Raw genomic sequence first — 22,449 nt, forward strand, 5'->3', positions numbered from 1 at the left:
CCAAGGGGGTGACGAAAACAAGGCTTCATGTCTGATTTTACGAAATTGCCCAACTCTGCCGTGAAATCGAGCGCGAGCTCAGAGACCGTTTGGAAATGCGCTGGTGTGAGTCGGCTGGCGGTGGTTTCGAGAACCGGCGCGCAGCGGACGTTTGAGTCCGTGAGCACCGGAAGCTTCGAGTTCGCCGTCAGACGGCCGCACCAGTAGCGTTTCCAGACGGTCTCTCAGCCCTGCAGCATCGAGGCGCCCATTCCGACCAGGGCACCGCCGAACAGGCGGTTGCACAGCCGGGCGCGGCTCGGCTGCTGCAGCCAGCGGCGCAGCGCATGGGCGGCGACGGCGTTGGTGAGAATCCCGATGAAGCCGATCGCAGTGAAGCTGGCGGCCAGCTGGGACAATTGCGCCAGGGGAGGCATGCAGATTTGCCGGTTGAAGCCATGGCAATCTTGATTTTCTCATAATGAGAATTAATTGTGCCGGGAACGCACCGGCATGCGGCGGCCGGCTTCAAGCCGGGCAGAAGCGCTGCTAGGGTGCGTCCGACCTCACGCGTGGATCTTTTCATGACCGATCGTCTCGTCATCGCCCTCGCCCAACTGAACCCGACGCTCGGCGACGTGCGCGGCAACATCGACAAGCTGCGCCGCGCCCGCGATGAGGCGCGGCAGGCCGGCGCCGATCTCATGCTGGCCAGCGAGCTGGCGGTCAGCGGCTATCCGCCCGAGGACCTGGTGCTGAAGCCGTTCTTCCTCGACGCGGTGGAGGAGGGGGTGCGCGAGCTGGCGGCCGAAACTGCGGAAGGCCCGGCGCTGCTGGTCGGCACGCCCTGGCGCGGCGACGACGGCCGCGTCCACAACGCCGTGCTGCTGCTGGATGGCGGCAAGGTCGCGGCGTCCCGGTTCAAGCACGATCTGCCCAACTACGGCGTGTTCGACGAGAAGCGGGTCTTCGCCCCCGGCCCGATGCCCGGGCCGATCCCGTTCCGCGGTGTCCGCCTCGGCGTGCCGGTCTGCGAGGACATCTGGACCCCCGACGTGGTCGAGTGCCTGCAGGAGACGGGGGCCGAGCTGCTGCTGGTGCCGAACGGCAGCCCCTACGAGGCCGGCAAGGCCGACCAGCGGCTGCAGATCGTGCTCAACCGGGTGACCGAGAGCGGCCTGGCCCTGGCCTATCTCAACCAGGTCGGCGGCCAGGACGAGCTGGTGTTCGACGGCGCCTCCTTCGTCATCGGCCGGAACGGGGCGCTGCGCCGCCAGCTGGCCTCCTTCCGCGAGCATGTCGCGATCACCGAATGGGTCCGCGGCGAGGATGGCTGGGACTGCGTCGAGGGCGAGCGCATCGCCCCGCCGGACGGCGTCGAGGCGATCTACGGCGCGATGGTGCTCGGCCTCAGAGATTACGTGAACAAGAACCGATTTCCTGGTGTTCTGATTGGACTTTCCGGCGGCATAGACTCTGCGATCTCGGCCGCGGTGGCAGTCGACGCGCTGGGCGCCGACCGGGTCCATTGCGTCATGCTGCCCTCGCCCTACACCAGCCGCGACAGCCTGGAGGATGCGGCGGAATGCGCCCAGGCGCTGGGCACCCGGCTGGACAGTATCTCGATCGAGCCGGCGATGCAGGCCTTCGGCACCATGCTGGCGCCGCTGTTCGAGGGCACGACGCCCGACATCACCGAGGAGAACCTCCAGTCGCGCGCCCGCGGCGTCACCCTGATGGCGCTGTCGAACAAGTTCGGCAAGATGGTGCTGACCACCGGCAACAAATCCGAGATGTCCGTGGGTTACGCCACGTTGTACGGCGACATGTGCGGCGGCTATTCGGTCTTGAAGGACGTCTACAAGACCACGGTCTACGAGCTGTCGCGCTGGCGCAACCAGGTCCATCCGGAGGGCGTCCTGGGCCCGGCCGGGCGGGTGATCCCGGAGCGGATCATCACCAAGGCGCCGACGGCCGAGCTGAAGCCGAACCAGACCGACCAGGACAGCCTGCCGCCCTATGACGCGCTGGACGACATCCTGAACTGCCTGGTGGAGGAGGAGAAGAGCGTCGACGAGATCGTCGCCCGCGGCCACGACCGGGCCACGGTGGCGCGGGTGTGGCGGCTGCTCGACCGCGCCGAATACAAGCGCCGCCAGGCCCCGCCGGGGGTGAAGCTGACCCGCCGCAACTTCGGCCGCGACCGCCGCTACCCGATCACCAACTCGACGCTGAGCCTGATCTGATGTCCGACCACGCACCGTCGGCGCTTCCCGAGATACCCGGCGGCGCCGCGCTGATCGAATGGTACGGGTTCGTCCCGAATTTCCACGATGGCTTCGTGCTGTCGGTAAAGCTGGCCAGTGACGGGCCGGGCGAGATCCGTATCCATACGTGGCGGATGACCGATCGGACGGATGAGAAGGGGTATTTCATCCTCGATAGGCATGCCATCGTGATCTTCGCGCTTGAAGGTGTGACCGATATAAATCTTAGCGAATTCAATGAGATCGGATGCATTTCTGAACTGGGGGTCTTCAGAGGAAGAGACTGCTTTGAGATCCGATGGGACGGCGCCGGAGTTCTCGGAGTCGAGGGCAGCATTCGGGCGCGCCGGATCAGCGTATCGTTTGTCCCCGGCAAGCCGGCAAAAAGTGGCGCGCCCTGGGCCGAGGTCGGGACAAACAACTGATGGCCGTGGCGGCCGGCTGACTCCCGGCAGCTGCGAAAAACCACCGCTCCCCGTCACATCGTCGCGTGCCGTCTCGTCTTGGGGATGAGGCGCTGCCCATCCGGCCGTCCGGGCCGGGTGCCGGCGCTGTCGATCCGAAAGGCACGATCATGAAGCGCTTCTTCGCCGCCCTGGCCGTCGCGACCCTCTGCGCCGGCGCGGCCTCGGCCGATGACAACGCGGCCAAGGTGACCCTGGTCTACGAGCACGCCCTGCCGAACGTCCCCGGCAAGAGCCTCCGCGGCGTGCTGGTGGAATACGCGCCGGGCGGCTCCTCGCCGGCGCACACCCATCCCAGCTCCGCCTTCATCTACGCCACCGTGCTGGAGGGGGCGATCCGCAGCCAGGTCAATGACGGGCCGGTGGTCACCTACAAGGCCGGGGAGAACTTCTCCGAGATGCCGGGCGACCGCCACGCCGTCAGCGCCAATGCCAGCACGACCGAGCCCGCCAAGCTGCTCGCCGTCTTCGTCGTCGACACCAATGAGACGGTGCTGACCTCCCCCGTCCACAAGTGACCCGGGCGCCGCGGGCCGGCAGCGCCCGGCCCACGGCGTGGGCCGCGTGCCGGCTCAACGCCCTCAGCCTCGCCAACCGTCATCGCGAGCCCCGCAGAGGCGCAGCGATCCGGAATCGCGCCGCTCGCATCGGCCGGATGTGTTGTTCACGCAATGTTCATTGCGCGGCCGCTTGCGACTCGTTCATGATAGGTTCCATGAAAAGAGGTGCAGACTCCGATCTCGACGTCCAGGCCCAATGCCGCAGCCTCGCGCTGCAGCAGATCGGCATGCTCACGCGCATCGCCGAGATCGGCATGAGGCTGGTCGAGGCGACGGGCGCCAAGGCCATCGCCCAGGCCGAGCGGCCCGAGGCCGAACGGCCCGAGGCCGAGCAGCCCGACACTGAAGCGCCCCGGGCCGATGCCCCGGCGTCCGTGGACCACGGCCTCGCCTTCGCCCGCCATGCCCAGACGGTGCAGCGCGCCCTGGCGCTGCGGGCCCGCACGGCCGACAGCCTGTGCACCCGCGACAAGGCCGACCGCAAGGCCCGCCGCGCCCGCCAGCGCGACCATGTCACCGAGGCCCTCTTCGCCCTGATCTGGGATGCCGCCAGGCCGACTGGGGATCTCGAGGAGGCCGAATTCCGCATCACCGAGATGCGTGACCAGCTCGACGAGCTCTACGATGACGAGGAGGACCGGGTCGAGGACCGGCCGGTCGGGTCGGTCATCGCCGGCCTGGCCTGCGGCCTTCGCCTGTCCGAGCAATGGCACCGCCGGGCCACCGACTGGTCGGACCTGGCCTATCCGCCGCCGCCGGCCGGCACCCCGGCCGGGATCCGCGAGCGGCGCCGGGCCCGGCTGCACGAGCTGATGCAGCACACGCTCGACGGCATCGTCGTCGGCCAGGCCGCCCTCCGGGCCGCGCTGGAGGCCCGGCTCAAGGAGCCCGACGTCGAAGCACTGATCGACGCCGAGCCACCGATGCGGGCCGCCCGTCGCCTCTGCGCCTCGCTCGGCATCGACTTCGACGCCGCCTACCGGGAGCCGAAGCAGCCCGACACCGGGTGACCGGTTGTGGGTTGGTCCGGACAGGCCGGAACCGCCCCCTCACTCGAAATCGCTGCGCGATATCGACCTCTCCCCTGGGGAGAGGTGCAGGGCCGGCGTGCTCCATTTCCCTCTCCTCGGGAGAGGGAGGGACCCGTCGCGTTGGCGACGGGAGGGTGAGGGGGCGGCCCGGTGCCGAAAATGATGCGTCCGCCCGATGCCCCCGGCGCAGCCCAGGGAATCCGCCGCGGCCACCGTGGCGCCGCAGGCGGATGGCATGACATCGGCAACATCCCATCCGCGTCCCTTCCTGGACAGCGGTCGCCCGGGCGCGCTACAAGCGTCGGCTCGGCCGTCGGGTTCTCCGGGGTCGCACCACCAAAGACGCCCAGGCCGACCATCCGCGATGCAGACCGTCAACGACATCCGCTCGACCTTCCTCGACTTCTTCGGCGAGAACGGCCACGAGGTGGTGCCGTCCAGCCCGCTGGTGCCGCGGAACGACCCGACGCTGCTGTTCACCAATGCCGGCATGGTGCAGTTCAAGAACGTCTTCACCGGCATGGAGACGCGGCCCTACCAGCGCGCCACCACCTCGCAGAAATGCGTCCGCGCCGGCGGCAAGCACAACGATCTCGAAAATGTCGGCTACACCGCCCGGCACCACACCTTCTTCGAGATGTTGGGGAATTTCTCGTTCGGCGACTATTTCAAGGACCGGGCGATCGAGCTGGCCTGGACCCTGATCACCAAGGAATACGGCCTGCCCAAGGACAAGCTGCTGGTCACGGTGTACCACACCGATGACGAGGCGGCCGGGCTGTGGCGCCGGATCGCCGGGCTGCCGGACGACCGCATCATCCGGATCCCGACCTCGGACAATTTCTGGGCGATGGGCGACACCGGCCCGTGCGGCCCGTGCTCGGAGATCTTCTTCGACCATGGCCCCGGCATCGCCGGCGGCCCGCCGGGAAGCCCGGACGAGGACGGCGACAGGTTCATCGAGATCTGGAACCTCGTCTTCATGCAGTACGAGCAGGTCACCAGGGAGACGCGGGTCGACCTGCCGCGGCCGTCGATCGACACCGGCATGGGGCTGGAGCGCGTCGCCGCGGTGCTGCAGGGCAAGCACGACAATTACGACATCGACCTGATGCGGGCCCTGATCGAGGCCTCGGCCGATGCCACCAACACCGACCCCGACGGCCCGCACAAGGTCAGCCACCGGGTCATCGCCGACCATCTGCGCGCCACGTCGTTCCTGATGGCCGACGGCGTCATGCCGTCGAATGAAGGTCGCGGCTACGTGCTGCGCCGGATCATGCGCCGGGCCATGCGCCACGCCCATCTGATCGGCGCGCGCGACCCGGTGATGTACCGGCTGGTGCCGGCGCTGGTGCGCCAGATGGGCGCCGCCTATCCCGAGCTGGTGCGGGCCGAGGCGCTGATCACCGAGACGCTGAAGCTGGAGGAATCCCGCTTCAAGCAGACCCTCGACCGCGGCCTGCGCCTGCTCGAGGACGAGACCGGCCGGCTCGGCTCCGGCCAGGCCCTGCCGGGCGAGGTGGCGTTCAAGCTTTACGACACCTACGGCTTCCCGCTCGACCTGACCCAGGACGTGCTGCGCGGCCAGGGCCGCACGGTCGACACCGCCGGCTTCGACACGGCAATGGGGCGGCAGCGCGCCGAGGCCCGGAAGAACTGGGCCGGCTCCGGCGAGGCGGCCACCGGCGCCTTGTGGTTCGAGTTGAAGGAAAAGCTCGAACCCACTGAATTCCTTGGCTATGACACCGAGGTGGCCGAGGGCGTCGTCACCGCTTTGATCGTTGACGGCCAGATCGTCGACCAGGCCGGGCCGGGCGCCGAGGTGGTGGTCCTGGTCAACCAGACCCCGTTCTACGCCGAGAGCGGCGGCCAGATGGGTGACGCCGGCACGGTCACGCTGGCCGGGGGCACCGGCGGCGTCACCGTGGCGGTGTGCGACACCCAGAAGCAGGCCGGCGTGCTGTGGGCCCATATCGGCACGGTCCAGGCCGGCACGCTGAAGCTCGGCGACGCGGTCGAGCTCAAGGTCGACCATGGCCGCCGCGGCGCCATCCGGGCCAATCATTCGGCCACCCATCTGCTGCACGCGGCGCTGCGCCGCCGGCTGGGCGAGCATGTCACCCAGAAGGGCTCACTGGTGGCGCCGGAGCGGCTGCGCTTCGACGTCAGCCAGCCGCGGCCGCTGACGCCCGAGGACATCGCCGCGGTCGAGGCCGAGGTCAATGCCCGGATCCGCGAGAACGCCGAGGTCACCACCCGTCTGATGACGCCGGAGGACGCGATCGCCGCCGGCGCCATGGCGCTGTTCGGCGAGAAATACGGCGACACGGTGCGCGTCGTCGGCATGGGCCAGGACGGCAACAGGGTCTATTCGCAGGAGCTGTGCGGCGGCACCCATGTCGGCCGCACCGGCGACATCGGCGCCTTCAGGCTGGTCTCGGAAGGGGCGGTCGCCGCCGGCATCCGCCGGATCGAGGCGGTGACCGGCGAAGGCGCGGTGTCCTATGCCGCCCACCGCGACACGCTGCTGGCCGATGCCGCCGCGGCGCTGAAGGTGACGCCGGACGAGCTGCCGGCGCGCCTGTCCGCCCTGGTCGAGGAGCGGCGGCGGCTCGAGCGCGAGGTCTCCGACCTGCGGCGCAAGCTGGCGACCGCGGGCAGCGGCGGGGCCGCGCCCGAGGTCAAGGACATCGGCGGGGTCAAGTTCACCGGCCGGATCGTCGACGACCTGCCGGCGCGCGAGCTGAAGCCGATGGCCGACGCGCTGAAGCAGCAGCTCGGCTCCGGCGTGGTCGCGCTGGTCGGCCGGGCCGAGGGCAAGCTGTCGGTCTGCATCGGCGTGACCGAGGATCTGACCGGGCGGTTCGACGCCGTGGCGCTGGTGCGCGCCGCGGCCGAGGCGGCCGGCGGCAAGGGCGGTGGGGGTCGCCCGGACATGGCGCAGGCGGGAGGGCCGGATGCGGCCCGTGCCGACCAGGCACTGGCAGCGGTCGAGGCGGCACTCGCCGCCTGACCGGAGGGGCTTGAAAGGATCTGTCGCGGCTGTCCCGGATGTGGTAGCGTCCGTGGACGGGGCCGCAATATATGGTACGCGCATCTTGTGCGCGTGATCTTGGGAGAAGCGGATGTCTTGGACCGAAGAAAGGGTGGCGCAGCTGCGCCAGCTCTGGGGAAACGGGAAGAGTGCCAGCGAGATCGCCGAGATCCTGGGGGGCGTCTCTCGCAACGCGGTGATCGGCAAGGCGCATCGGCTGGAGCTGTCCGGCCGGCCGTCGCCGATCAAGCGCAAGGACGGCGAGGACGAGGAGGAGGGCGTCGCCACCACCACCGTCGCCGCCGAGGCCCCGCCGGCGGTGGAGAAGGTGCCGGCCAAGCCGGTGCCGGAGCGCAAATCGGGCGGCGCCACCATCCTCAACCTGACCGAGCGGATGTGCAAATGGCCGATCGGCGATCCGCGCGACAAGGACTTCCATTTCTGCGGCAAGGCGGCCCATGGCAACCTGCCGTACTGCGCCGAGCATGCGCAGATCGCCTACCAGCCGCCGGGCAAGCGGCGGGACGATGACCGCACCATCCTGCGGGCGTGATCGATAAAAAGCTGACGATTTTCCTCGCGGATCGGCCGAACTTTCGGCCATACTCCCCCGGATTTGAGGGGGTCGTTTATGACGCGAGGCATTTTATCCTGCGCCGCCGGGCTGTTCATCCTGGCGGCGTTTTGCTTGCCGGCGCAGGCGGAACCGTCGGTGATAGCCTTTGTCTCGGGACCGTTCGCCGGGGCGACCGCCCAGGAGGTCGAGCGCCAGGAAGACAGCCAGCGCGCGACGGAGGGAATTGAAGCCTCGGAAGCCGTCGTGTTCCGTGCCCGCGACATGATCGCCCGGGTCAGATGGTGGCGGTGGAACGGCTACTACAGCTGGTGGGACGCCACGTTGAACGAGCAGACCGCCAAGCTCCAGAACAGGTTCAAGGCCACGGGGATTGCGGTCACCGGCAACGATCGGATCGCGATCAAGGGGTTTGACGGTCAGGCCCAAAGCCTCGACCTCACCGGCACGCCCCAGCGATGCGGCGTCTTCAAGCTCCGGCGCGGCGAGGACCACATCGTCGGTGTCGCCTGCCGGTGGGACGGCCAGCCGATGCCGGTCTCGGCACTCGTCCGGGGTCTCTCGGTCGACGGCGTGATCGGGCCCTGAAAGGAGCCAGACGGGCGGAGCCGCAGGCCCGGGCGGCCCGCACCGGTTCAATCACGGGTGGAGGGGGAGCATGTTCAATCGAGCGATGCGGTGTGCCGCGGGCGTGATCGCCGCGGCCGTATTTTCGTGGCCGGCTCTGGCCGAGGAGTCTCCGATCAGCTTCGTGTCCGGGCCGCTGCAGGGGGCCGTGGCGGAGAATATCAGGCACAAGGAACAGTCGCTGGCGCATTCGGCCTTCGGCGCGGTGAAGACCGACTCGGCTGTGTTCAAATCCGGCCCGATGCTGGCCTGGGTCAACTGGTCGCGCCTGGGCGGCCACTACCGCTGGCAGGACGACAACATGGTCGCGAAGCTGTCGGACGACGTGAAGGAGAACTTCGAGGCCACCGGCTTCACCATCCTGGAGAGCGATCGGACCACGGTGAACGGCTATCTCGCCCAATACCGCAAGATCAGCCTGATCGGCATCGACCGCCGCTGCGGCGTCTTCGCGCTGACGCGCCTGACCCATCTGATCCAGGGCTTCGCCTGCGCCCCGGCCGCCCGCGCCTTCACGGTCCGGGACGTCATGGCGGGCATCTCGATCGACGGCGTGATCGGGCCCTGAGCGACCGGTTCAAGACGACAGCGGGCGGAGTCGCCCGATCATGCGGAGGGGGAGCATGTTCAATCGAGTGATGCGGTGTGCGGCGTGGCTGCTCGTTCTCGTGGCGGCGTCCGGGCCCGCCCGGGCCGAGGAGTCGCCGATCGGCTTCGTCTCGGGGCCGTTGGCCGGCGTTGCCGCCGAGAACACGAAGCACATCGAGGAGCAGGCGGCCGACGGAGGCGGAATCGTCCGGGTGGATACGGCGACCTTCTCGACCCGGGAGCTGCTCGCCTATGTCGACTGGTCGCGGCTGCCCGGGGGCTATACCTGGCGCGACACCGACCGCCTGCCCAGCCTCTCCGAGATGGCTCAGCGCGTGTTCAAGGCGAGCGGGTTCACCGTGCTGCGCGGCGACCAGACGAGCCTGAACGGGTATCGCGTGCGGTACCGGATGATCAGCCTGACCGGGGCCGGCGAGCGCTGCGGCGTCTTCGACCTGCAGCGCCGCAGCCACCTGATCCAGGGCGTGGTCTGCGCGGCCTCCGGCGAGGCGCCGCTGATGGCGGTGCTGCAGGGGCTGTCGATCGACAACGTGATCGGCCCCTGAACGCAGAAAGGCCGGCGCGAGCCGGCCTCTCGTCGCTCTGGCTGGGCCCGGGGCGTCAGGCCATCGAGGCCTGCAGGTTCTGGTCCAGCTTGTCCAGGAACTGCTCGGTGGTCATCCAGGGCTGGTCCGGCCCGATCAGGATGGCCAGGTCCTTGGTCATGTGGCCGGCCTCGACCGTCTCGACGCAGACCTTCTCCAGCGTCTCGGCGAAGCGCAGCAGCTCCGGCGTCTCGTCGAACCGGGCGCGGTAGGCCAGGCCCTGGGTCCAGGCGAAGATCGACGCGATCGGGTTGGTCGAGGTGGCGCGGCCCTTCTGGTGCTCGCGGTAGTGGCGGGTCACCGTGCCGTGCGCCGCCTCGGCCTCCACCGTCTTGCCGTCGGGGGTCAGCAGCACCGAGGTCATCAGGCCGAGCGAGCCGAAGCCCTGGGCCACCGAGTCCGACTGCACGTCGCCGTCGTAGTTCTTGCAGGCCCAGACGAAGCCGCCCTCCCACTTCATGGCCGAGGCGACCATGTCGTCGATCAGCCGGTGCTCATAGATCAGGCCGGCCTTCTGGAAGCGGTCCTTGAACTCGGCCTCGTAGACCTCCTCGAAGATGTCCTTGAAGCGGCCGTCATAGCCCTTGAGGATGGTGTTCTTGGTCGACAGGTACACCGGCATCTGGCGCAGCAGGCCGTAGTTCAGCGACGACTGGGCGAAGCCGCGGATCGACTCGTCCAGGTTGTACATGCTCAGCGCGACGCCGGCGCCCGGGAACTTGAAGACCTCCAGCTCGGTCGGCTGGCTGCCGTCGGCCGGGGTGAAGGTCATGGTCAGGGTGCCGGGGCCCGGCACCTTCAGGTCGGTGGCGCGGTACTGGTCGCCGAAGGCGTGGCGGCCGACGATGATCGGCTTGCGCCAGCCGGGCACCAGGCGCGGCACGTTGCGGCAGATGATCGGCTCGCGGAAGATGGTGCCGCCGACGATGTTGCGGATCGTCCCGTTCGGCGACTTCCACATCTTCTTGAGGTTGAACTCCTTCACCCGCGCCTCGTCCGGGGTGATGGTGGCGCATTTCACGCCGACACCGTACTTCTTGATCGCCTCGGCCGCGTCGATCGTCACCTGGTCGTCGGTCTGGTCGCGATACTCGACCCCGAGGTCGTAGTAGCGAAGATCGATGTCGAGATACGGCAGGATCAGCTTGTCCTTGATGAACTGCCAGATGATGCGCGTCATCTCGTCGCCGTCGAGCTCGACGACCGGGGTCTTGACCTTGATCTTGGCCATGTCGGGATCTTTCCGCTTCGGACAGGAATGGTCGGGCTTATAGCACCCGGCCGCGGGGGGCGAAAGGCGCGGGGCTACACCGATTTGTCGCTGGCGCGGGCGGCGATCGGGTGCGGCACGGCGATGGCGCCGAACACCTCCTCGACCGTCTCGACCACCTGGAACAGGTCGCGGTTCTCCGGCCGGCAGAAGCCCTGGGCGACCATGTGGTCGACCAGGCGCAGGAACGGGCGCCAATAGCCGTCGATGTCGACGAAGACGACCGGCTTCTCGTGCAGCTTGAGCTGCCGCCAGGTCAGCATCTCGAAGGCCTCGTCCAGCGTGCCCAGGCCGCCGGGCAGCACGACGAAGGCGTCGGACCGGTCGAACATCATCCGCTTGCGGGTGTGCATGCTGTCGACGACATGCAGCTCGGTCAGGCCGGTGTGCTCGACCTCCAGCGCCTGGATGTGCTCCGGGATGATGCCGACGACCTGCGCGCCGGCGCCGAGCGCGGCGTCGGCGACGATGCCCATCAGCCCGACCCGGCCGCCGCCATAGACCAGTTGCAGGCCGCGGGCGGCGATCAGGCCGCCGAGGGTGGCGGCCGCGGATCTGTAGCGCTCGTCGACCCGGGAGGCGGAGCCGCAATAGACGCAGAGGGAACGAAGTTCGGCCATGATCGCACGGATGTGGTCGGGTCGGGGGCCGGCGGCGCCGGCGCGCGACATTAGGTAGGGATCGCCGCCGGGGCAAGTTTCGATGCGGCCGGAGCAGCGGTTTGTTGCGAGTCGATGACTGCGCGGATAACGTGGCGCGAATTATATCGGGGCGGTTCCTGCATTGAAGAAACTCCTGCTGATCGGCGGCGTCGCGGTCGCTGTGCTCGCGGCCATTCTCGCCGTGGTCGAATACACCGGGCAGCCCCGCCGGGATGCGACGCCGCCGAGCGTGGCGCCGGCCCCTGCCGCCGCTCCGGCCACTCCTCCGCCCGCGGCCGCCGTGCCGAAGCCGGCGGCGGTGCCGGCCCCTGCGCCCGTGGCGGCGCCTGCGGCCCCCGTCGCGCCGCCGTCGCCGCGGGTCCTGGGGAGCGGGTTCGACGAGCCTCCCCAGATTGGCGGTGCGCCGTCCGCGATCGCTTTGGCACCGGCCCAGCCGCCGCCGGCTCCCGCCCAGCCTCAGGCTTCGGACCAGCCGCCACAGGCGCCGGCCCAGCCGCAGGCATCGGACCAGCCGCCGCCTCCGGCCCAGCCACAGGCATCGGTCCAGCCGCCGACGGTTCCGGCCCAGCCACAGGCCCCGGTCCAGCCGCCGCCGGTTCCGGCCCAGCCACAGACCTCGGTCCAGCCGCCGCCGGCTCCGGCCCAGCCGCAGGCATCGGTCCAGCCGCCGCCGGCTCCGACCCAGCCAACTCCCCAAGCGGCGGGACCGGCCACCCCCGCCGCGCTGAGCTTCGACGCGATCCGGGTGAATTCGGACGGCGGCGTCACCATCGCCGGGCGCGGACCGGCCGGGGCCCGCATCCTGCTGATGGACGGCGACCGGCAGATCGGTTCGGTCCAGGCCGACAGCTCCGGCGGCTGGATCTTCGTCTCCGACGCGCCGATCGCGGCCGGCGACCACCAGCTGTCGCTGCGCCTGGCCGACGGCAGCGCCGCCTCCGGCGAGGTCGCCACGGTGGTGGTGCCGGAGCGCGGCCGCGACATCGCCGGACGGCCGGCGGCCGGCAGCGGCAGCAGCCCCCTGGTGCTGCTGACGCCGCAGCAGGGGGCCTCCACCGTGCTGCAGGCACCGCCGGCGACCTCATCCGGGCCGACCCCGGCGGCACCGGGCGGGACCGGGGGATCGCTGTCGATCAACGTCATCGACTATGGCGAGGGCGGCACCGTCTTCGTCAGCGGCCGGGGCCGGGCCGGCGCGACGATCAGGCTCTATCTCGACAACCGGCCGATCGGCGAAGGCGGGGCCGATCCGGGCGGGCGGTTCCGCATCCGGGCCGAGGGGGTGATCGAGCCCGGCGTCTACCGGCTGCGGGCCGATCAGCTCGATGCCGCCGGCAAGGTGACGGCGCGGGCCGAGACCCCGTTCCAGCGGGCGGCGCCGGCGGAGGTCGCGGTGGCCGAGGGGCGGGTCGTGGTCCAGCCCGGCAACAGCCTGTGGCGGATCGCCCGCCGGCTCTATGGCGAGGGGCCGCGCTACACCGTGATCTACCAGGCCAACCAGCAGCAGATCCGCGACCCCGACCTGATCTATCCCGGGCAGATCTTCACGGTCCCGCCCGCCGCGGCGACGGCCGGTCCTGGCTGACCACGAAAATCCGCCCGGCGTGACGTACGTCACAGCAGGGGGATGGGGGCGGGGCTACAGTGAAGACAGCTCGATAGCGTCTCCCGCTCGAGCAGCCTCCCTGTTCACCTCACAGGCCCTGGTTTTCCGGGGCCTTTTCTTTTGTCGGTCAGGCCAGCAGCGCCGCCATCACCTGCCGGTAGCGTGTCGCCACCGCGGCCTCGTCGGCGTGGCGGCCGTCGCGCACCCGCCAGCGGCCGCCGGCCATGACGTGGCGGATCGGGGAGTCGTTGCCGGCGAAGACGAAGCTGTCGAGCAACGTGTCGCCCTTGCGGCCGATCAGCGCCGGATGGTTGCGGTCCAGCACCACCAGATCGGCCCGGGCGCCGGCCTCGATCCGGCCGGTGGCGCGGCCGACCGCGCGGGCGCCGCCGTCGATCGCGGCCTGGAACAGCGTGGCGCCGACCGAGGGCCGGCCCGGCCCGCCGGCGACGCCGCGCTTCCGGTGCGACAGGCGCTGGCCGTATTCCAGCCAGCGCAACTCCTCGATCACCCCGACCGAGATATGGCTGTCCGAGCCGATGCCGAGCGCGCCGCCGGCCGCGAGATAGCGGGCGAGGGGGAACAGCCCGTCGCCGAGATTGGCCTCGGTGGTCGGGCACAGCCCGGCGACCGCGCCGCTGGCCGCCAGGCCGGCGGTCTCCGCCTCGATCAGATGGGTGGCATGGATCAGGCACCAGCGGTTATCGACCGGGGCGTGGCCGAGCAGCCATTCGACCGGCCGGGCGCCGCTCCAGGCCAGGCACTGCTCGACCTCCTTGACCTGCTCGGCGATGTGGATGTGGATCGGCGCCGCCGGATCGGCTGCCTGCATCCCTTCGACCGTCGCCGCCAGCATCTCGGGCGGCACCGCGCGCAGGGAGTGCGGCGCGACGCCGATGCGCACATCCGGGTCGCCGGCATGGTCGGCCCGCAGCCGGCCGATGATGTCGAGAATGCCGTCGACGTCGTTCAGGAAGCGGCGCTGCCCGTCGCCCGCCTGCTGCCCGCCGAAGCCGCCGGTGTTGTACAGCACCGGCAGATGGGCGATGCCGAGGCCGGTCGCCTTGGCTGCCGCGATCACCCGGCGCGACAACTCGGCCCGGTCGGCATAGGGGGCACCGTCCGGCTGGTGGTGCAGGTAGTGGAACTCGGCGACGCAGGTGTAGCCGGCCTTCAGCATCTCGACATAGAGCTGGGCCGCGATCGCCTCGACCTGGTCCGGGTCAAGCACGCGGACGAAGCGGTACATCTGCTCGCGCCAGCTCCAGAAATCATCGCCCGGGCCCGCGGTGGTCTCGGCCAGCCCGGCCATGGCGCGCTGGAAGGCGTGGCTGTGCAGATTGGCCATGCCGGGCAGCACGATGCCGGCGATCGGCTCCGCACCACCGCGCTCGGCCCCGGCCGCGGCATGGAGGATGTTGCCGCGGGTGTCGACCTCGATCAGGACACTGTCGGCCCAGCCATCGGCCAGAAGGGCGGTCTCGGCGAAATGGCGCGTGGTCACGATGATCCCTTCTTCCGTCCTTGCAGCCGTTCGGTCAGGTCCGACGGCGCGACATAGGCCTTGCCGCGCCCGACCTGGCGCTTGCGCAGCAGGTCGGCCGCTAGCAGATCCTCCAAGTCGGCACGCGCCGTGTGATAGCTGACGCGATGCTTGTTCTTGTGCCCGTCGACGGTGATTTGAGTCCCCGGTGAGCGGGCGCCCGTCTTGAGGATGTCGAGCTGGCGGTGGTTGAAGCGGCCCTCATAGGCGGTTCCGTCGAGCCAGGTCTCGACCAGTTCGATCTCCCGCGCCTTGCGGGCGAGATAGTTCTGCAGCCCTTCCATGGCGAGCCGCACCACCTTGGTCTGGTTGAGCAGGAAATAGGTCAGGTCGTTCTCGTCCAGCTCGCTGTTGAGATAGGCCTTGGCGTATTGCACCGGCGAGCGGCGAATGATGCCCGAGATCGAGATGAACTCCATCAGCCAGTATTTCTGCCGCAGCATCGACCAGTAGAACAGCGCTCGCGCGGTCCGGCCGTTGCCGTCCACGAAAGGGTGATCGTAGCCGATCATGAAGTGCAGGACGATTGCGCGGACGACCGGATGAAGGAACTGATCCGGTGGCGGGTTCAAATCGTTGGCGAAGGTACAGAGGGTCTCAAGCCGCGATGGAAGCGTTCCGGCGTCTGGCGGGACGTGAAGAAGTTCGCCGTCACGCGGATCTTCAACGACGACTCGATCACTACCTCTTCTTAACCGGCCCGCCATCGCCGGGTCGTCCAGAGTGCCTTCGGTGACTATGCGATGAAGCTCGAAAATGATCGCTGGTGTAAGTGGTTGGCCAGCTTGTTCGCGAATGAACTGCATCGCGTGATAGTTGTTGAGGACCATGAGCTCGCCGCTGCTGCGAGGGGCGCGTTGGTCCCTGATCATTTCTCTCGCGGCCTGTCGTGTGGTCGCCGCACCCTCAAGGACGGAACTGCTGAATGCCTCCTCAATCAAGGAGGTCATAATATACCGGTCGCGTTGTGCGCCAGTGGCCGCGGGCGTCTCTGTAAGAATCTGCCCGCCGGCTTGAGTATCGATCCAGTGCAGCACGGATCTGAGGATCGGCGGTTCGCAGAATGAGAAGGCTTCGCCGGCCTTGTCGAGAAAGGGTAGCAACGTGCTGCCGTTCTGTCGTGCCCAACGCATTCCAAACCACCATTGATTGGTGGATAGGCCGTCGGGTGGCGTACGGAAGCGAACCTCATCCCATGACAGGTAGTGGCCGTCTGGCGATACCATGCCGATATTGGATGGGAAATCCGATGACTCTTTCGCCAAACTATCGAAAAGTTCGGCGGGAGAAGGCGGTGGAGCGACTCGCATGATGAATGTTTTATAGCAAAACTAAAATTATAAAACATCCATAAAGCTCTATGCCTGCTCGACGCATTGCTGAAGTTTAACGACTGTCCAATGTGATTGAAGTCCGGATCCGGAGAGGCAAGAGATATGTGGGATCGGCTGTGGATCAATGCGCGGCTGGCGACCATGGAGGGCGAGGGCTACGGCGCCATTCCCGAGGGCGCGATCGCGACCGAGGGCGGCCGCATCGCCTGGGTCGGGCGGCAGGCGGATCTGCCCGGCGCGCCCGATCGTCTGGCCGCCATCGTGGAGGACGCGGCCGGCGCCTGGGTCACGCCCGGGTTGATCGACTGCCACACCCATCTCGTCCATGGCGGCGACCGCGCCCGCGAATTCGCGATGCGGCTGCACGGCGCCAGCTATGAGGAGATCGCCCGCGCCGGCGGCGGCATCGTCTCGACCGTCGCCGCCACCCGCGCCGCCGGCGAGGATGAACTGCTGGCCTCGGCCCGGAAGCGGCTCGACGCGCTGGCGGCCGAGGGTGTCACCACCGTCGAGATCAAGTCCGGCTATGGCCTCGACCTCGCGACCGAGGCCAAGATGCTGCGCGTCGCCGGCCGGCTGGGGCAGGAGAGCGGCCTGCGGGTGCGGCGCAGCTTCCTCGGCGCCCATGCCGTGCCGCCGGAGGATCGCGGCCAGCCCGACCGCTATCTCGACCGGGTGGTCGAGGAGATGCTGCCGGCGATCGCCCGGGACGGTCTCGCCGACGCGGTCGACGCCTTCGGTGAAAAGATCGCCTTCTCGCCGGCCCAGGTCGAGCGCGTGTTCCGCGCGGCACGGGATCGCGGCCTGCCGGTCAAGCTGCATGCCGACCAGCTGTCCGACCAGGACGGCGCCGCGCTGGCGGCGCGGTTCGGGGCGCTGTCGGCCGACCATCTCGAATACACCAGCGAGTCGGGGGCGAAGGAGATGGGGCGGGCCGGCACCGTCGCGGTGCTGCTGCCCGGCGCCTACTATTTCCTGCGCGAAACCCAGCTGCCGCCGGTGGGGGCGTTCCGGCGGCACGGCGTGCCGATGGCGCTGGCCACCGACAACAACCCCGGCACCTCGCCGGCGACCTCGCTGCTGCTGATGCTGAACATGGGCTGCACCCTGTTCCGCCTGACGCCGGAGGAGGCGCTGGCCGGCGTCACCCGCAACGCCGCGCGGGCGCTGGGCCTGGCCGAGGAATGCGGCCGGCTGGTCCCCGGGCTCGCGGCCGACCTCGTGTTCTGGGACGTGGCCGACCCGGCCGAGCTGTCCTACCGCATCGCCTACAACCCGTGCCGTGCCGTGATTCGCGCCGGAAAGCCGGTCTGATACGCGGGTATTCTGCCGAATCGGCGCGGTGTGCTAGAAGCATTGCATCGATTGGCGGGGGAAGCCGGTTGCGTTGGTGAGGGGATTGGGTCGGATCGCGGGGATCGCGACGCTGCTGCTCGGCTTGGCCGCCGCGGCCGGACCGGCGCGGGCGCAGGACAGCTGCACGCCCTACATCCTGGCGATGGAGGGGGCCTTCGGCATTCCCCGCGGCATGCTGCTGGCGATCGCGCAGACCGAATCGGGCGGCAAGGGCGAGCCTTATCCCTGGGCTTTGAATGTCGGCGGCACGTCGCTGTTCCCGAACAGCCTGGCCGCCATGAAGGCGGCGATCGAGGACAACGGCGGCGGCGAAAGCCCCAATATCGACGTTGGCTGCATGCAGATCTCGCTCCGTTACCACAAGCAGACGCTGCCGGACTACACTCTCATCTTCGAGCCGCAATACAATGTGATCTACGGCGCGTATTTCCTGCGGCGATTGTTCAACCGTTACGGCAATTGGCTGCAGGCGATCGCGCATTATCATTCGAGCGATCCGGATCGGCAGTTCGCCTATGCCTGCCGGGTGCTGGAACGGCTGAAGAAAATCCGCGGCCAGGGGGGCGGTCCGATTGAAGCCTGCGTGTCAGGTTGAGGGGACAACGAATTGATTCGGGTTTTCTTTGCCGCCCAGATCGTTCAGAAGATGGAACATTGGGGGCGTTGGCTCGATCAGCGCTGCGATCGGCCATTTGAGAAGATGTCAGAAGCGGGGGACCATGAAGCCTGTGCACAGTGACCGTCGCCGAGACCGAGAGGGCGAGGCGCGTCGACTCCGATGGACCCTTCGCTACGGCATCGGACCGGCCCTCCTGGCCTGCGGCGTCCTGATCCTCACCCCGGTTGCCGGCCATGCCCAGATGAATGCGCTGGTCGACCAGCTGCAGCAGCTCGGCATCAGCCCGTCGCAGCTGCAGCAGCCCGACGGCGTGACGATCCCGAGCGGGCCGCGCGTCCCGTTGACGACCCCAGCCCAGGTCACCGAGCCGACGGTGCTGTCGCCGGGCCTGCCGTCATCGACCGTCTCCGCCGCGCCCGTCTCGCGCATCGAGGCCGACTACCAGCGGCGGCTGAGCGGCGATATCAGCCAGTTCGGCTATGACGTCTTCGGCGGCGGCGCCGTCGCCAGCCAGGTGGTCAGCGGCGCCGTCAGCGAGAACTACGTCGTCGGCATCGGCGACCAGATCGTGGTCACCCTGCGCGGCCAGGTGAACCAGGGCATCAGCGCGACGGTCGACCGCGAGGGCCGGCTGATCCTGCAGGACCTGCCGCCGGTCCCGGCGGCCGGCCGCTCCTTCGGCGACCTGCGCCGCGAGATCGAGACCCGGGTCCGGGAGAACTACGTCAGCACCGAGGCCTATGTGTCGCTCGGCGATGTGCGGGCGATCTCGGTGACCCTGACCGGCGAGGTGATCAAGCCCGGCACCCAGACCCTGACCAGCTTCTCGACCCTGGTCGACGCCCTGACCGCCGGCGGCGGCATCCGGAAAACCGGCTCGCTGCGCACGGTCGCGCTGATCCGGCAGGGCCAGACCAAGGTCATCGACCTCTACGGCTTCCTGATGGGCTACAGCAACGAGGCCGACCTCCTGCTGCAGGACGGCGACCGGATCTCGGTGCCGACGATCGGTCGCACCGTCGGTGTCGGCGGCGACGTGGTCCGGCCGGGCATCTTCGAGATGCCGCCCGACGCCGCCGGCCCGCTCAGCGTCGCCGAGATGCTGGACTATGCCGGCGGGCCGATCCGCCCCTCCGGCAACCGGTTCAACCTGTTGCGGCTCGACCGCAACGGCCAGGACCAGGTCCAGAACCTTTCGGGCCAGACGGCGGTGCCGGTGCAGACCGGCGACATCATCCAGATCACCTTGTCGCAGGATCTGCGCGTCGGCAGCGTCTCGATCACCGGCAACGTCACCGTCGCCGGCGTCCGGCCGTTGAGCAGCGCGCCGACGCTCCGCTCCCTGCTGGCCGATCCGCCGATCCTGGCGGATGACGCCTATCTGCCCTTCGGCGTGATCCAGACCACCGATCCGAACACGCGGATCCGCAAATTCGTGCCGGTCAATCTGGGGGTGGCGTTGCGGGGCGGGGGCAACATCCGCCTGCGCGACCGCGACAGGCTGATCGTGCTGTCGCGCGAGGACATCCGCTATCTCGGCGGGGACGACGTCCAGATGATGCTGGCCGGACGCCAGCCGGGCCAGGCCCGCTCGGCGGCGTCGGACGCGTCCCAGAACGTCCAGGCCCAGAACCAGACGCTGACCTCCGGCCTGCCCGCGGCGGTCGCGGTCAGCGGCAGCTGCCTCGGCTTGCGGTCGCTGGCGGAGGCGGTGCGCAACGATTCGACCGGCCGTTTCCGCAACGCGCGGCAGACCTTCCAGAACACCGAAGCGGCCGGCTCCCTGCAGGTCAACCGCGCCTGCCCGCAGATCTTCGACGACTATCCGGACCTGCTGCCCTTCGTGATCGAGCATGTCGTCGCGCTCGAGGGCCAGGTGCGGGTGCCGGGCAGCTACCCGATCATTCCGGGCACCACGCTCGCCACCGTGCTCGACATCGCCGGCGGCACCACGATCGAGGCCGACCGCCGCGCCATCGAGGTCGGCTACTTCTCCACCCTGTCGCCGTCCAGTCTCAGCGGCTCCTGGCGCTCGGTGCAGAGCCTCGGCGCCACCACCGCGTCGATCAAGCTGAACCCCGGCGACAGCGTCCGCATCCCGCAGAACCCGCAGCTGCGCGAGGACGGGGCGGTTACCCTGGCCGGCGAGTTCACCCATCCCGGCCGCTACGTGATCCGCCGCGGCGAGACGCTGCTGCAGCTGATCCAGAGGTCCGGCGGCTACACCAACCAGGCCTTCACCTATGGCGCGGTGTTCACCCGCGAGGCCGTGCGGCTGCAGCAGCAGCAGGGCTATGAGCGCACCGCCCGCGAGATCCAGGCCGGGTTGCCGCAGCTCATCCAGGAGGCCCAGGGCGACAGCAACAACAGCAGCCCTGCTGCGGCCCTGCCGGCGATCCAGAGCTTGATCGCCGAGCTGAAGAGCATCCCGGCCGCCGGCCGGGTGGTGATCGAGGCCGATCCGACGGTGCTGGCGGCCAAGCCCGAATTCGACTTCACGCTGGAGACGGGCGACCAGCTGTTCGTGCCGAAACGGCCGCTGTTCGTGACCGTCTCGGGCGAGGTGCTCAACCCGGGCACGGTCCAGTACGACGGCAAGCTGACCGCCGACGACTATGTCGAATTCGCCGGCGGCACGACCAAGGCTGCGGATACCGGCCGCGCCTTCGTCGTCATGCCGAACGGCCAGGCGCAGCCGCTCGACCTGTCGTCCTGGAGCTACAGCTCGGTCAGGGTGCCGCCGGGATCGGTCATCATCGTGCCGCGCGACCTGACGCCGTTCGACCTGTACCGGCTGGTGCGGGATGTCGGCTCGATCGTGCAGAGCCTGGCCATCTCCGCCGCTTCGCTGGTGGTGATCAACCGGAACTGATGCCGACCTGCTCGGCGATGAGGGCGGCGCCATCGGCGCCGCCCTTGTCGTTTGCGGGATTGCCGGCATGCGCCGGGCGAGATTGCCCCGGGGACGGGACGCGCTACCCTGACCGGGTCTGGTGGCAACGGAACGGGCTCATGCAGATCGCCGACCTCATCAACTCGATCGCCGATCGCGGCCTCGAGCTCTTTGCCTTCGGCCGCGGCCGGCCCTTGCCCCAGGATCTCGGCGGCATCTGCCACGCGCTGTTGTCCGAGCGAGGAGAAGCCTCCGGCATCGCCCTGGCGCGCGAGCTGGTGGCCCTCTATCGCGGCCTGGACGCGGCCGGGCGCGAGGCGTTCTTCACCCTGCTGGCGCGCGAGTTCGGGCCCGACCACGCGGTGGTCGCCGCCGCCGCCCGGGCCTTCGTCGCCGAGCCCAGCGCGGCCGGCGCGCTGGCCCTGGCCGAGGCGGCCGAGCCGCCGCGGCGGGAGCTGCTGCGCCGCATCAACATGCTGCCCGAGGGCACCGAATTCGTGATCGGGCTGCGCGCCGACGCGCTCGACCTCGCCGACGAGAAGCCGGAGCTGCGGATCGTGGATGCCGACCTGAAGCATGTGCTGACTGACTGGTTCTCCGGCGGCTTCCTGGAGCTGCGCCGGATCACCTGGGAGACGCCGGCGATCATCCTGGAGAAGCTGATCCAGTACGAGGCGGTGCACGCCATCCCGGGCTGGGAGTTCCTGCGCCGGCGCCTGGCCGAGGACCGCCGCTGCTATGCCTTCTTCCACCCGGCGCTGCCGAACGAGCCGGTGATCTTCGTCCAGGTGGCGCTGGTGCGCGGCCTGTCGGGCGAGATCGCGCCGCTGCTCGACCCCGAGGCGCCGGTCGGTGACCCGGCGGCGGCCGACACCGCGATCTTCTATTCGATCACCAACACGCTGAAGGGGCTGCGCGGCATCTCCTTCGGCAGCTTCCTGCTGAAGCAGGTGGTGGCCGACCTGCAGCAGACGCTGCCCAAACTTGCGACCTTCTCGACCCTGTCGCCGATCCCGGGCTTCCGGCGCTGGCTGGAGACCACAGCGCCGGAGCATCAGTTCCCGGCGATCCAGGCGGCGGCCCGGGATCTGCTGTCGGCGCTGGCGGCGGGCGGGATCGATGCGGTCGGCGCGGACAAGGCCTTGAAGCCGGCGCTGACCGGCCTCTGCGCCCGCTACCTCGCCGCCGAGCTGCGGCCGAACGGGCGGCCGATCGATCCGGTGGCGCGCTTCCACCTCGGCAACGGCGCCCGGCTGGAGCGGCTGAACTGGGCCGGCGACACCGCGCCGAAGGGGCTGGAGCAGGGCTGGGGACTTCTGGTCAATTACCTCTATGATCCGGCCGAGCTGGAGCGGAACCACGAGGCCTTCGTCAATGCCGGCAAGGTGGCGACGAGCCGCGCGGTGGCGCGCCAGCTGAAGCCCTATCTCTGAT

General features: G+C 69.2%; 20 protein-coding genes. 14 read left to right on the top strand and 6 right to left on the bottom strand.

Annotated features, from left to right (window positions below; all coding sequences use genetic code 11):
- Positions 1 to 224: 224 nt before the first annotated feature.
- Positions 225 to 416 (bottom strand): hypothetical protein, encoded by a 192-nt coding sequence (locus tag ACTOWL_RS04275; protein WP_441319950.1) that lies wholly within the window; start codon positions 414 to 416, stop codon positions 225 to 227.
- A 147-nt stretch (positions 417 to 563) separates the two neighbouring features.
- Here ACTOWL_RS04275 and ACTOWL_RS04280 point away from each other — a divergent pair, with 147 nt between their 5' ends.
- From ACTOWL_RS04280 to ACTOWL_RS04320, 9 genes are all read left to right on the top strand, one after another.
- Positions 564 to 2,225, top strand: coding sequence for an NAD+ synthase (locus tag ACTOWL_RS04280; RefSeq protein WP_441319951.1), 1,662 nt, complete (start codon positions 564 to 566; stop codon positions 2,223 to 2,225).
- Positions 2,225 to 2,671 carry a hypothetical protein gene (locus ACTOWL_RS04285; protein WP_441319952.1) on the top strand — a complete coding sequence of 149 codons (447 nt, stop codon included), beginning with the start codon at positions 2,225 to 2,227 and terminating at the stop codon, positions 2,669 to 2,671. The genes ACTOWL_RS04280 and ACTOWL_RS04285 overlap by 1 nt, the downstream gene beginning before the upstream one ends.
- A 149-nt stretch (positions 2,672 to 2,820) precedes the next feature.
- A complete protein-coding gene (locus ACTOWL_RS04290) occupies positions 2,821 to 3,228 on the top strand; it encodes a cupin domain-containing protein (RefSeq protein WP_441319953.1) in 408 nt (135 codons plus the stop codon).
- A gap of 197 nt (positions 3,229 to 3,425) precedes the next feature.
- Positions 3,426 to 4,280: a hypothetical protein gene (locus ACTOWL_RS04295; RefSeq protein WP_441319954.1), complete on the top strand. Its 855-nt coding sequence runs from the start codon at positions 3,426 to 3,428 to the stop codon at positions 4,278 to 4,280.
- Between the two features lie 385 nt (positions 4,281 to 4,665).
- The gene (gene alaS, locus ACTOWL_RS04300; protein WP_441319955.1) at positions 4,666 to 7,317 is read left to right on the top strand and encodes an alanine--tRNA ligase; all 2,652 of its coding nucleotides are present in this window, start codon (positions 4,666 to 4,668) and stop codon (positions 7,315 to 7,317) included.
- A 112-nt stretch (positions 7,318 to 7,429) separates the two neighbouring features.
- Positions 7,430 to 7,891, top strand: a complete 462-nt coding sequence (locus ACTOWL_RS04305) for a GcrA family cell cycle regulator (protein ID WP_441319956.1) — start codon at positions 7,430 to 7,432, stop codon at positions 7,889 to 7,891.
- 78 nt (positions 7,892 to 7,969) lie between these two features.
- On the top strand, positions 7,970 to 8,500 hold the full coding sequence (locus ACTOWL_RS04310) for a hypothetical protein (RefSeq protein ID WP_441319957.1): 531 nt from the start codon (positions 7,970 to 7,972) through the stop codon (positions 8,498 to 8,500).
- Between the two features lie 70 nt (positions 8,501 to 8,570).
- Entirely contained in the window at positions 8,571 to 9,107 is a 537-nt protein-coding gene (locus ACTOWL_RS04315; protein WP_441319958.1) for a hypothetical protein, read from the top strand.
- 55 nt (positions 9,108 to 9,162) lie between these two features.
- Positions 9,163 to 9,693, top strand: coding sequence for a hypothetical protein (locus tag ACTOWL_RS04320; protein ID WP_441319959.1), 531 nt, complete (start codon positions 9,163 to 9,165; stop codon positions 9,691 to 9,693).
- A 55-nt stretch (positions 9,694 to 9,748) separates the two neighbouring features.
- On the opposite strand, the gene ACTOWL_RS04325 is transcribed toward ACTOWL_RS04320, so the two are convergent.
- The 3 genes from ACTOWL_RS04325 to ACTOWL_RS04335 all read right to left on the bottom strand — a co-directional run bounded on the left by ACTOWL_RS04325 (position 9,749) and on the right by ACTOWL_RS04335 (position 12,435).
- On the bottom strand, positions 9,749 to 10,963 hold the full coding sequence (locus ACTOWL_RS04325; RefSeq protein ID WP_441319960.1) for an NADP-dependent isocitrate dehydrogenase: 1,215 nt from the start codon (positions 10,961 to 10,963) through the stop codon (positions 9,749 to 9,751).
- 74 nt (positions 10,964 to 11,037) lie between these two features.
- Positions 11,038 to 11,622, bottom strand: a complete 585-nt coding sequence (locus tag ACTOWL_RS04330) for a TIGR00730 family Rossman fold protein (RefSeq protein ID WP_441319961.1) — start codon at positions 11,620 to 11,622, stop codon at positions 11,038 to 11,040.
- 498 nt (positions 11,623 to 12,120) lie between these two features.
- The gene (locus ACTOWL_RS04335; RefSeq protein WP_441319962.1) at positions 12,121 to 12,435 is read right to left on the bottom strand and encodes a hypothetical protein; all 315 of its coding nucleotides are present in this window, start codon (positions 12,433 to 12,435) and stop codon (positions 12,121 to 12,123) included.
- Here ACTOWL_RS04335 and ACTOWL_RS04340 point away from each other — a divergent pair.
- Positions 12,410 to 13,249, top strand: coding sequence for a LysM peptidoglycan-binding domain-containing protein (locus ACTOWL_RS04340; protein ID WP_441319963.1), 840 nt, complete (start codon positions 12,410 to 12,412; stop codon positions 13,247 to 13,249). The two genes, ACTOWL_RS04335 and ACTOWL_RS04340, sit on opposite strands and share 26 nt — an antisense overlap.
- Before the next feature lie 148 nt (positions 13,250 to 13,397).
- Here the strand turns inward: ACTOWL_RS04340 and ACTOWL_RS04345 are convergent, their stop codons facing one another.
- Positions 13,398 to 14,774, bottom strand: coding sequence for a formimidoylglutamate deiminase (locus tag ACTOWL_RS04345; protein ID WP_441319964.1), 1,377 nt, complete (start codon positions 14,772 to 14,774; stop codon positions 13,398 to 13,400).
- Positions 14,771 to 15,946 carry a Fic family protein gene (locus ACTOWL_RS04350; protein WP_441319965.1) on the bottom strand — a complete coding sequence of 392 codons (1,176 nt, stop codon included), beginning with the start codon at positions 15,944 to 15,946 and terminating at the stop codon, positions 14,771 to 14,773. Before ACTOWL_RS04350 ends, ACTOWL_RS04345 begins: the two co-directional genes overlap by 4 nt.
- A gap of 303 nt (positions 15,947 to 16,249) precedes the next feature.
- Between ACTOWL_RS04350 and hutI the strand changes: the two genes are divergently transcribed.
- The 4 genes from hutI to ACTOWL_RS04370 all read left to right on the top strand — a co-directional run bounded on the left by hutI (position 16,250) and on the right by ACTOWL_RS04370 (position 22,448).
- Positions 16,250 to 17,461 carry an imidazolonepropionase gene (hutI, locus tag ACTOWL_RS04355; RefSeq protein WP_441319966.1) on the top strand — a complete coding sequence of 404 codons (1,212 nt, stop codon included), beginning with the start codon at positions 16,250 to 16,252 and terminating at the stop codon, positions 17,459 to 17,461.
- A 124-nt stretch (positions 17,462 to 17,585) separates the two neighbouring features.
- Positions 17,586 to 18,098, top strand: coding sequence for a lytic transglycosylase domain-containing protein (locus tag ACTOWL_RS04360; RefSeq protein WP_441319967.1), 513 nt, complete (start codon positions 17,586 to 17,588; stop codon positions 18,096 to 18,098).
- Between the two features lie 124 nt (positions 18,099 to 18,222).
- A complete protein-coding gene (locus ACTOWL_RS04365; RefSeq protein ID WP_441319968.1) occupies positions 18,223 to 20,994 on the top strand; it encodes an SLBB domain-containing protein in 2,772 nt (923 codons plus the stop codon).
- Positions 20,995 to 21,134: 140 nt separating this feature from the next.
- Entirely contained in the window at positions 21,135 to 22,448 is a 1,314-nt protein-coding gene (locus tag ACTOWL_RS04370) for a malonyl-CoA decarboxylase domain-containing protein (protein ID WP_441319969.1), read from the top strand.
- Position 22,449 lies beyond the last annotated feature (1 nt).

The sequence above is a fragment of the Inquilinus sp. CA228 genome (assembly GCF_052078665.1).
Classification (GTDB): Bacteria; Pseudomonadota; Alphaproteobacteria; order DSM-16000; family Inquilinaceae; genus Inquilinus.

Bases quoted from the DNA above. Each gene is read 5' to 3' on its own strand.
- ACTOWL_RS04285 (WP_441319952.1), top strand. From the start codon at position 2,225: ATGTCCGACCACGCACCGTCGGCGCTTCCCGAGATACCCGGCGGCGCC.
- ACTOWL_RS04325 (WP_441319960.1), bottom strand. From the start codon at position 10,963: ATGGCCAAGATCAAGGTCAAGACCCCGGTCGTCGAGCTCGACGGCGAC.
- alaS (WP_441319955.1), top strand. From the start codon at position 4,666: ATGCAGACCGTCAACGACATCCGCTCGACCTTCCTCGACTTCTTCGGC.
- ACTOWL_RS04320 (WP_441319959.1), top strand. From the start codon at position 9,163: ATGTTCAATCGAGTGATGCGGTGTGCGGCGTGGCTGCTCGTTCTCGTG.
- ACTOWL_RS04335 (WP_441319962.1), bottom strand. From the start codon at position 12,435: ATGGTGACGCCGCCGTCCGAATTCACCCGGATCGCGTCGAAGCTCAGC.
- ACTOWL_RS04305 (WP_441319956.1), top strand. From the start codon at position 7,430: ATGTCTTGGACCGAAGAAAGGGTGGCGCAGCTGCGCCAGCTCTGGGGA.
- ACTOWL_RS04280 (WP_441319951.1), top strand. From the start codon at position 564: ATGACCGATCGTCTCGTCATCGCCCTCGCCCAACTGAACCCGACGCTC.
- ACTOWL_RS04290 (WP_441319953.1), top strand. From the start codon at position 2,821: ATGAAGCGCTTCTTCGCCGCCCTGGCCGTCGCGACCCTCTGCGCCGGC.
- ACTOWL_RS04365 (WP_441319968.1), top strand. From the start codon at position 18,223: ATGAAGCCTGTGCACAGTGACCGTCGCCGAGACCGAGAGGGCGAGGCG.
- ACTOWL_RS04350 (WP_441319965.1), bottom strand. From the start codon at position 15,946: ATGCGTTGGGCACGACAGAACGGCAGCACGTTGCTACCCTTTCTCGAC.
- ACTOWL_RS04310 (WP_441319957.1), top strand. From the start codon at position 7,970: ATGACGCGAGGCATTTTATCCTGCGCCGCCGGGCTGTTCATCCTGGCG.
- ACTOWL_RS04370 (WP_441319969.1), top strand. From the start codon at position 21,135: ATGCAGATCGCCGACCTCATCAACTCGATCGCCGATCGCGGCCTCGAG.
- ACTOWL_RS04275 (WP_441319950.1), bottom strand. From the start codon at position 416: ATGCCTCCCCTGGCGCAATTGTCCCAGCTGGCCGCCAGCTTCACTGCG.
- hutI (WP_441319966.1), top strand. From the start codon at position 16,250: ATGTGGGATCGGCTGTGGATCAATGCGCGGCTGGCGACCATGGAGGGC.
- ACTOWL_RS04295 (WP_441319954.1), top strand. From the start codon at position 3,426: ATGAAAAGAGGTGCAGACTCCGATCTCGACGTCCAGGCCCAATGCCGC.
- ACTOWL_RS04315 (WP_441319958.1), top strand. From the start codon at position 8,571: ATGTTCAATCGAGCGATGCGGTGTGCCGCGGGCGTGATCGCCGCGGCC.
- ACTOWL_RS04330 (WP_441319961.1), bottom strand. From the start codon at position 11,622: ATGGCCGAACTTCGTTCCCTCTGCGTCTATTGCGGCTCCGCCTCCCGG.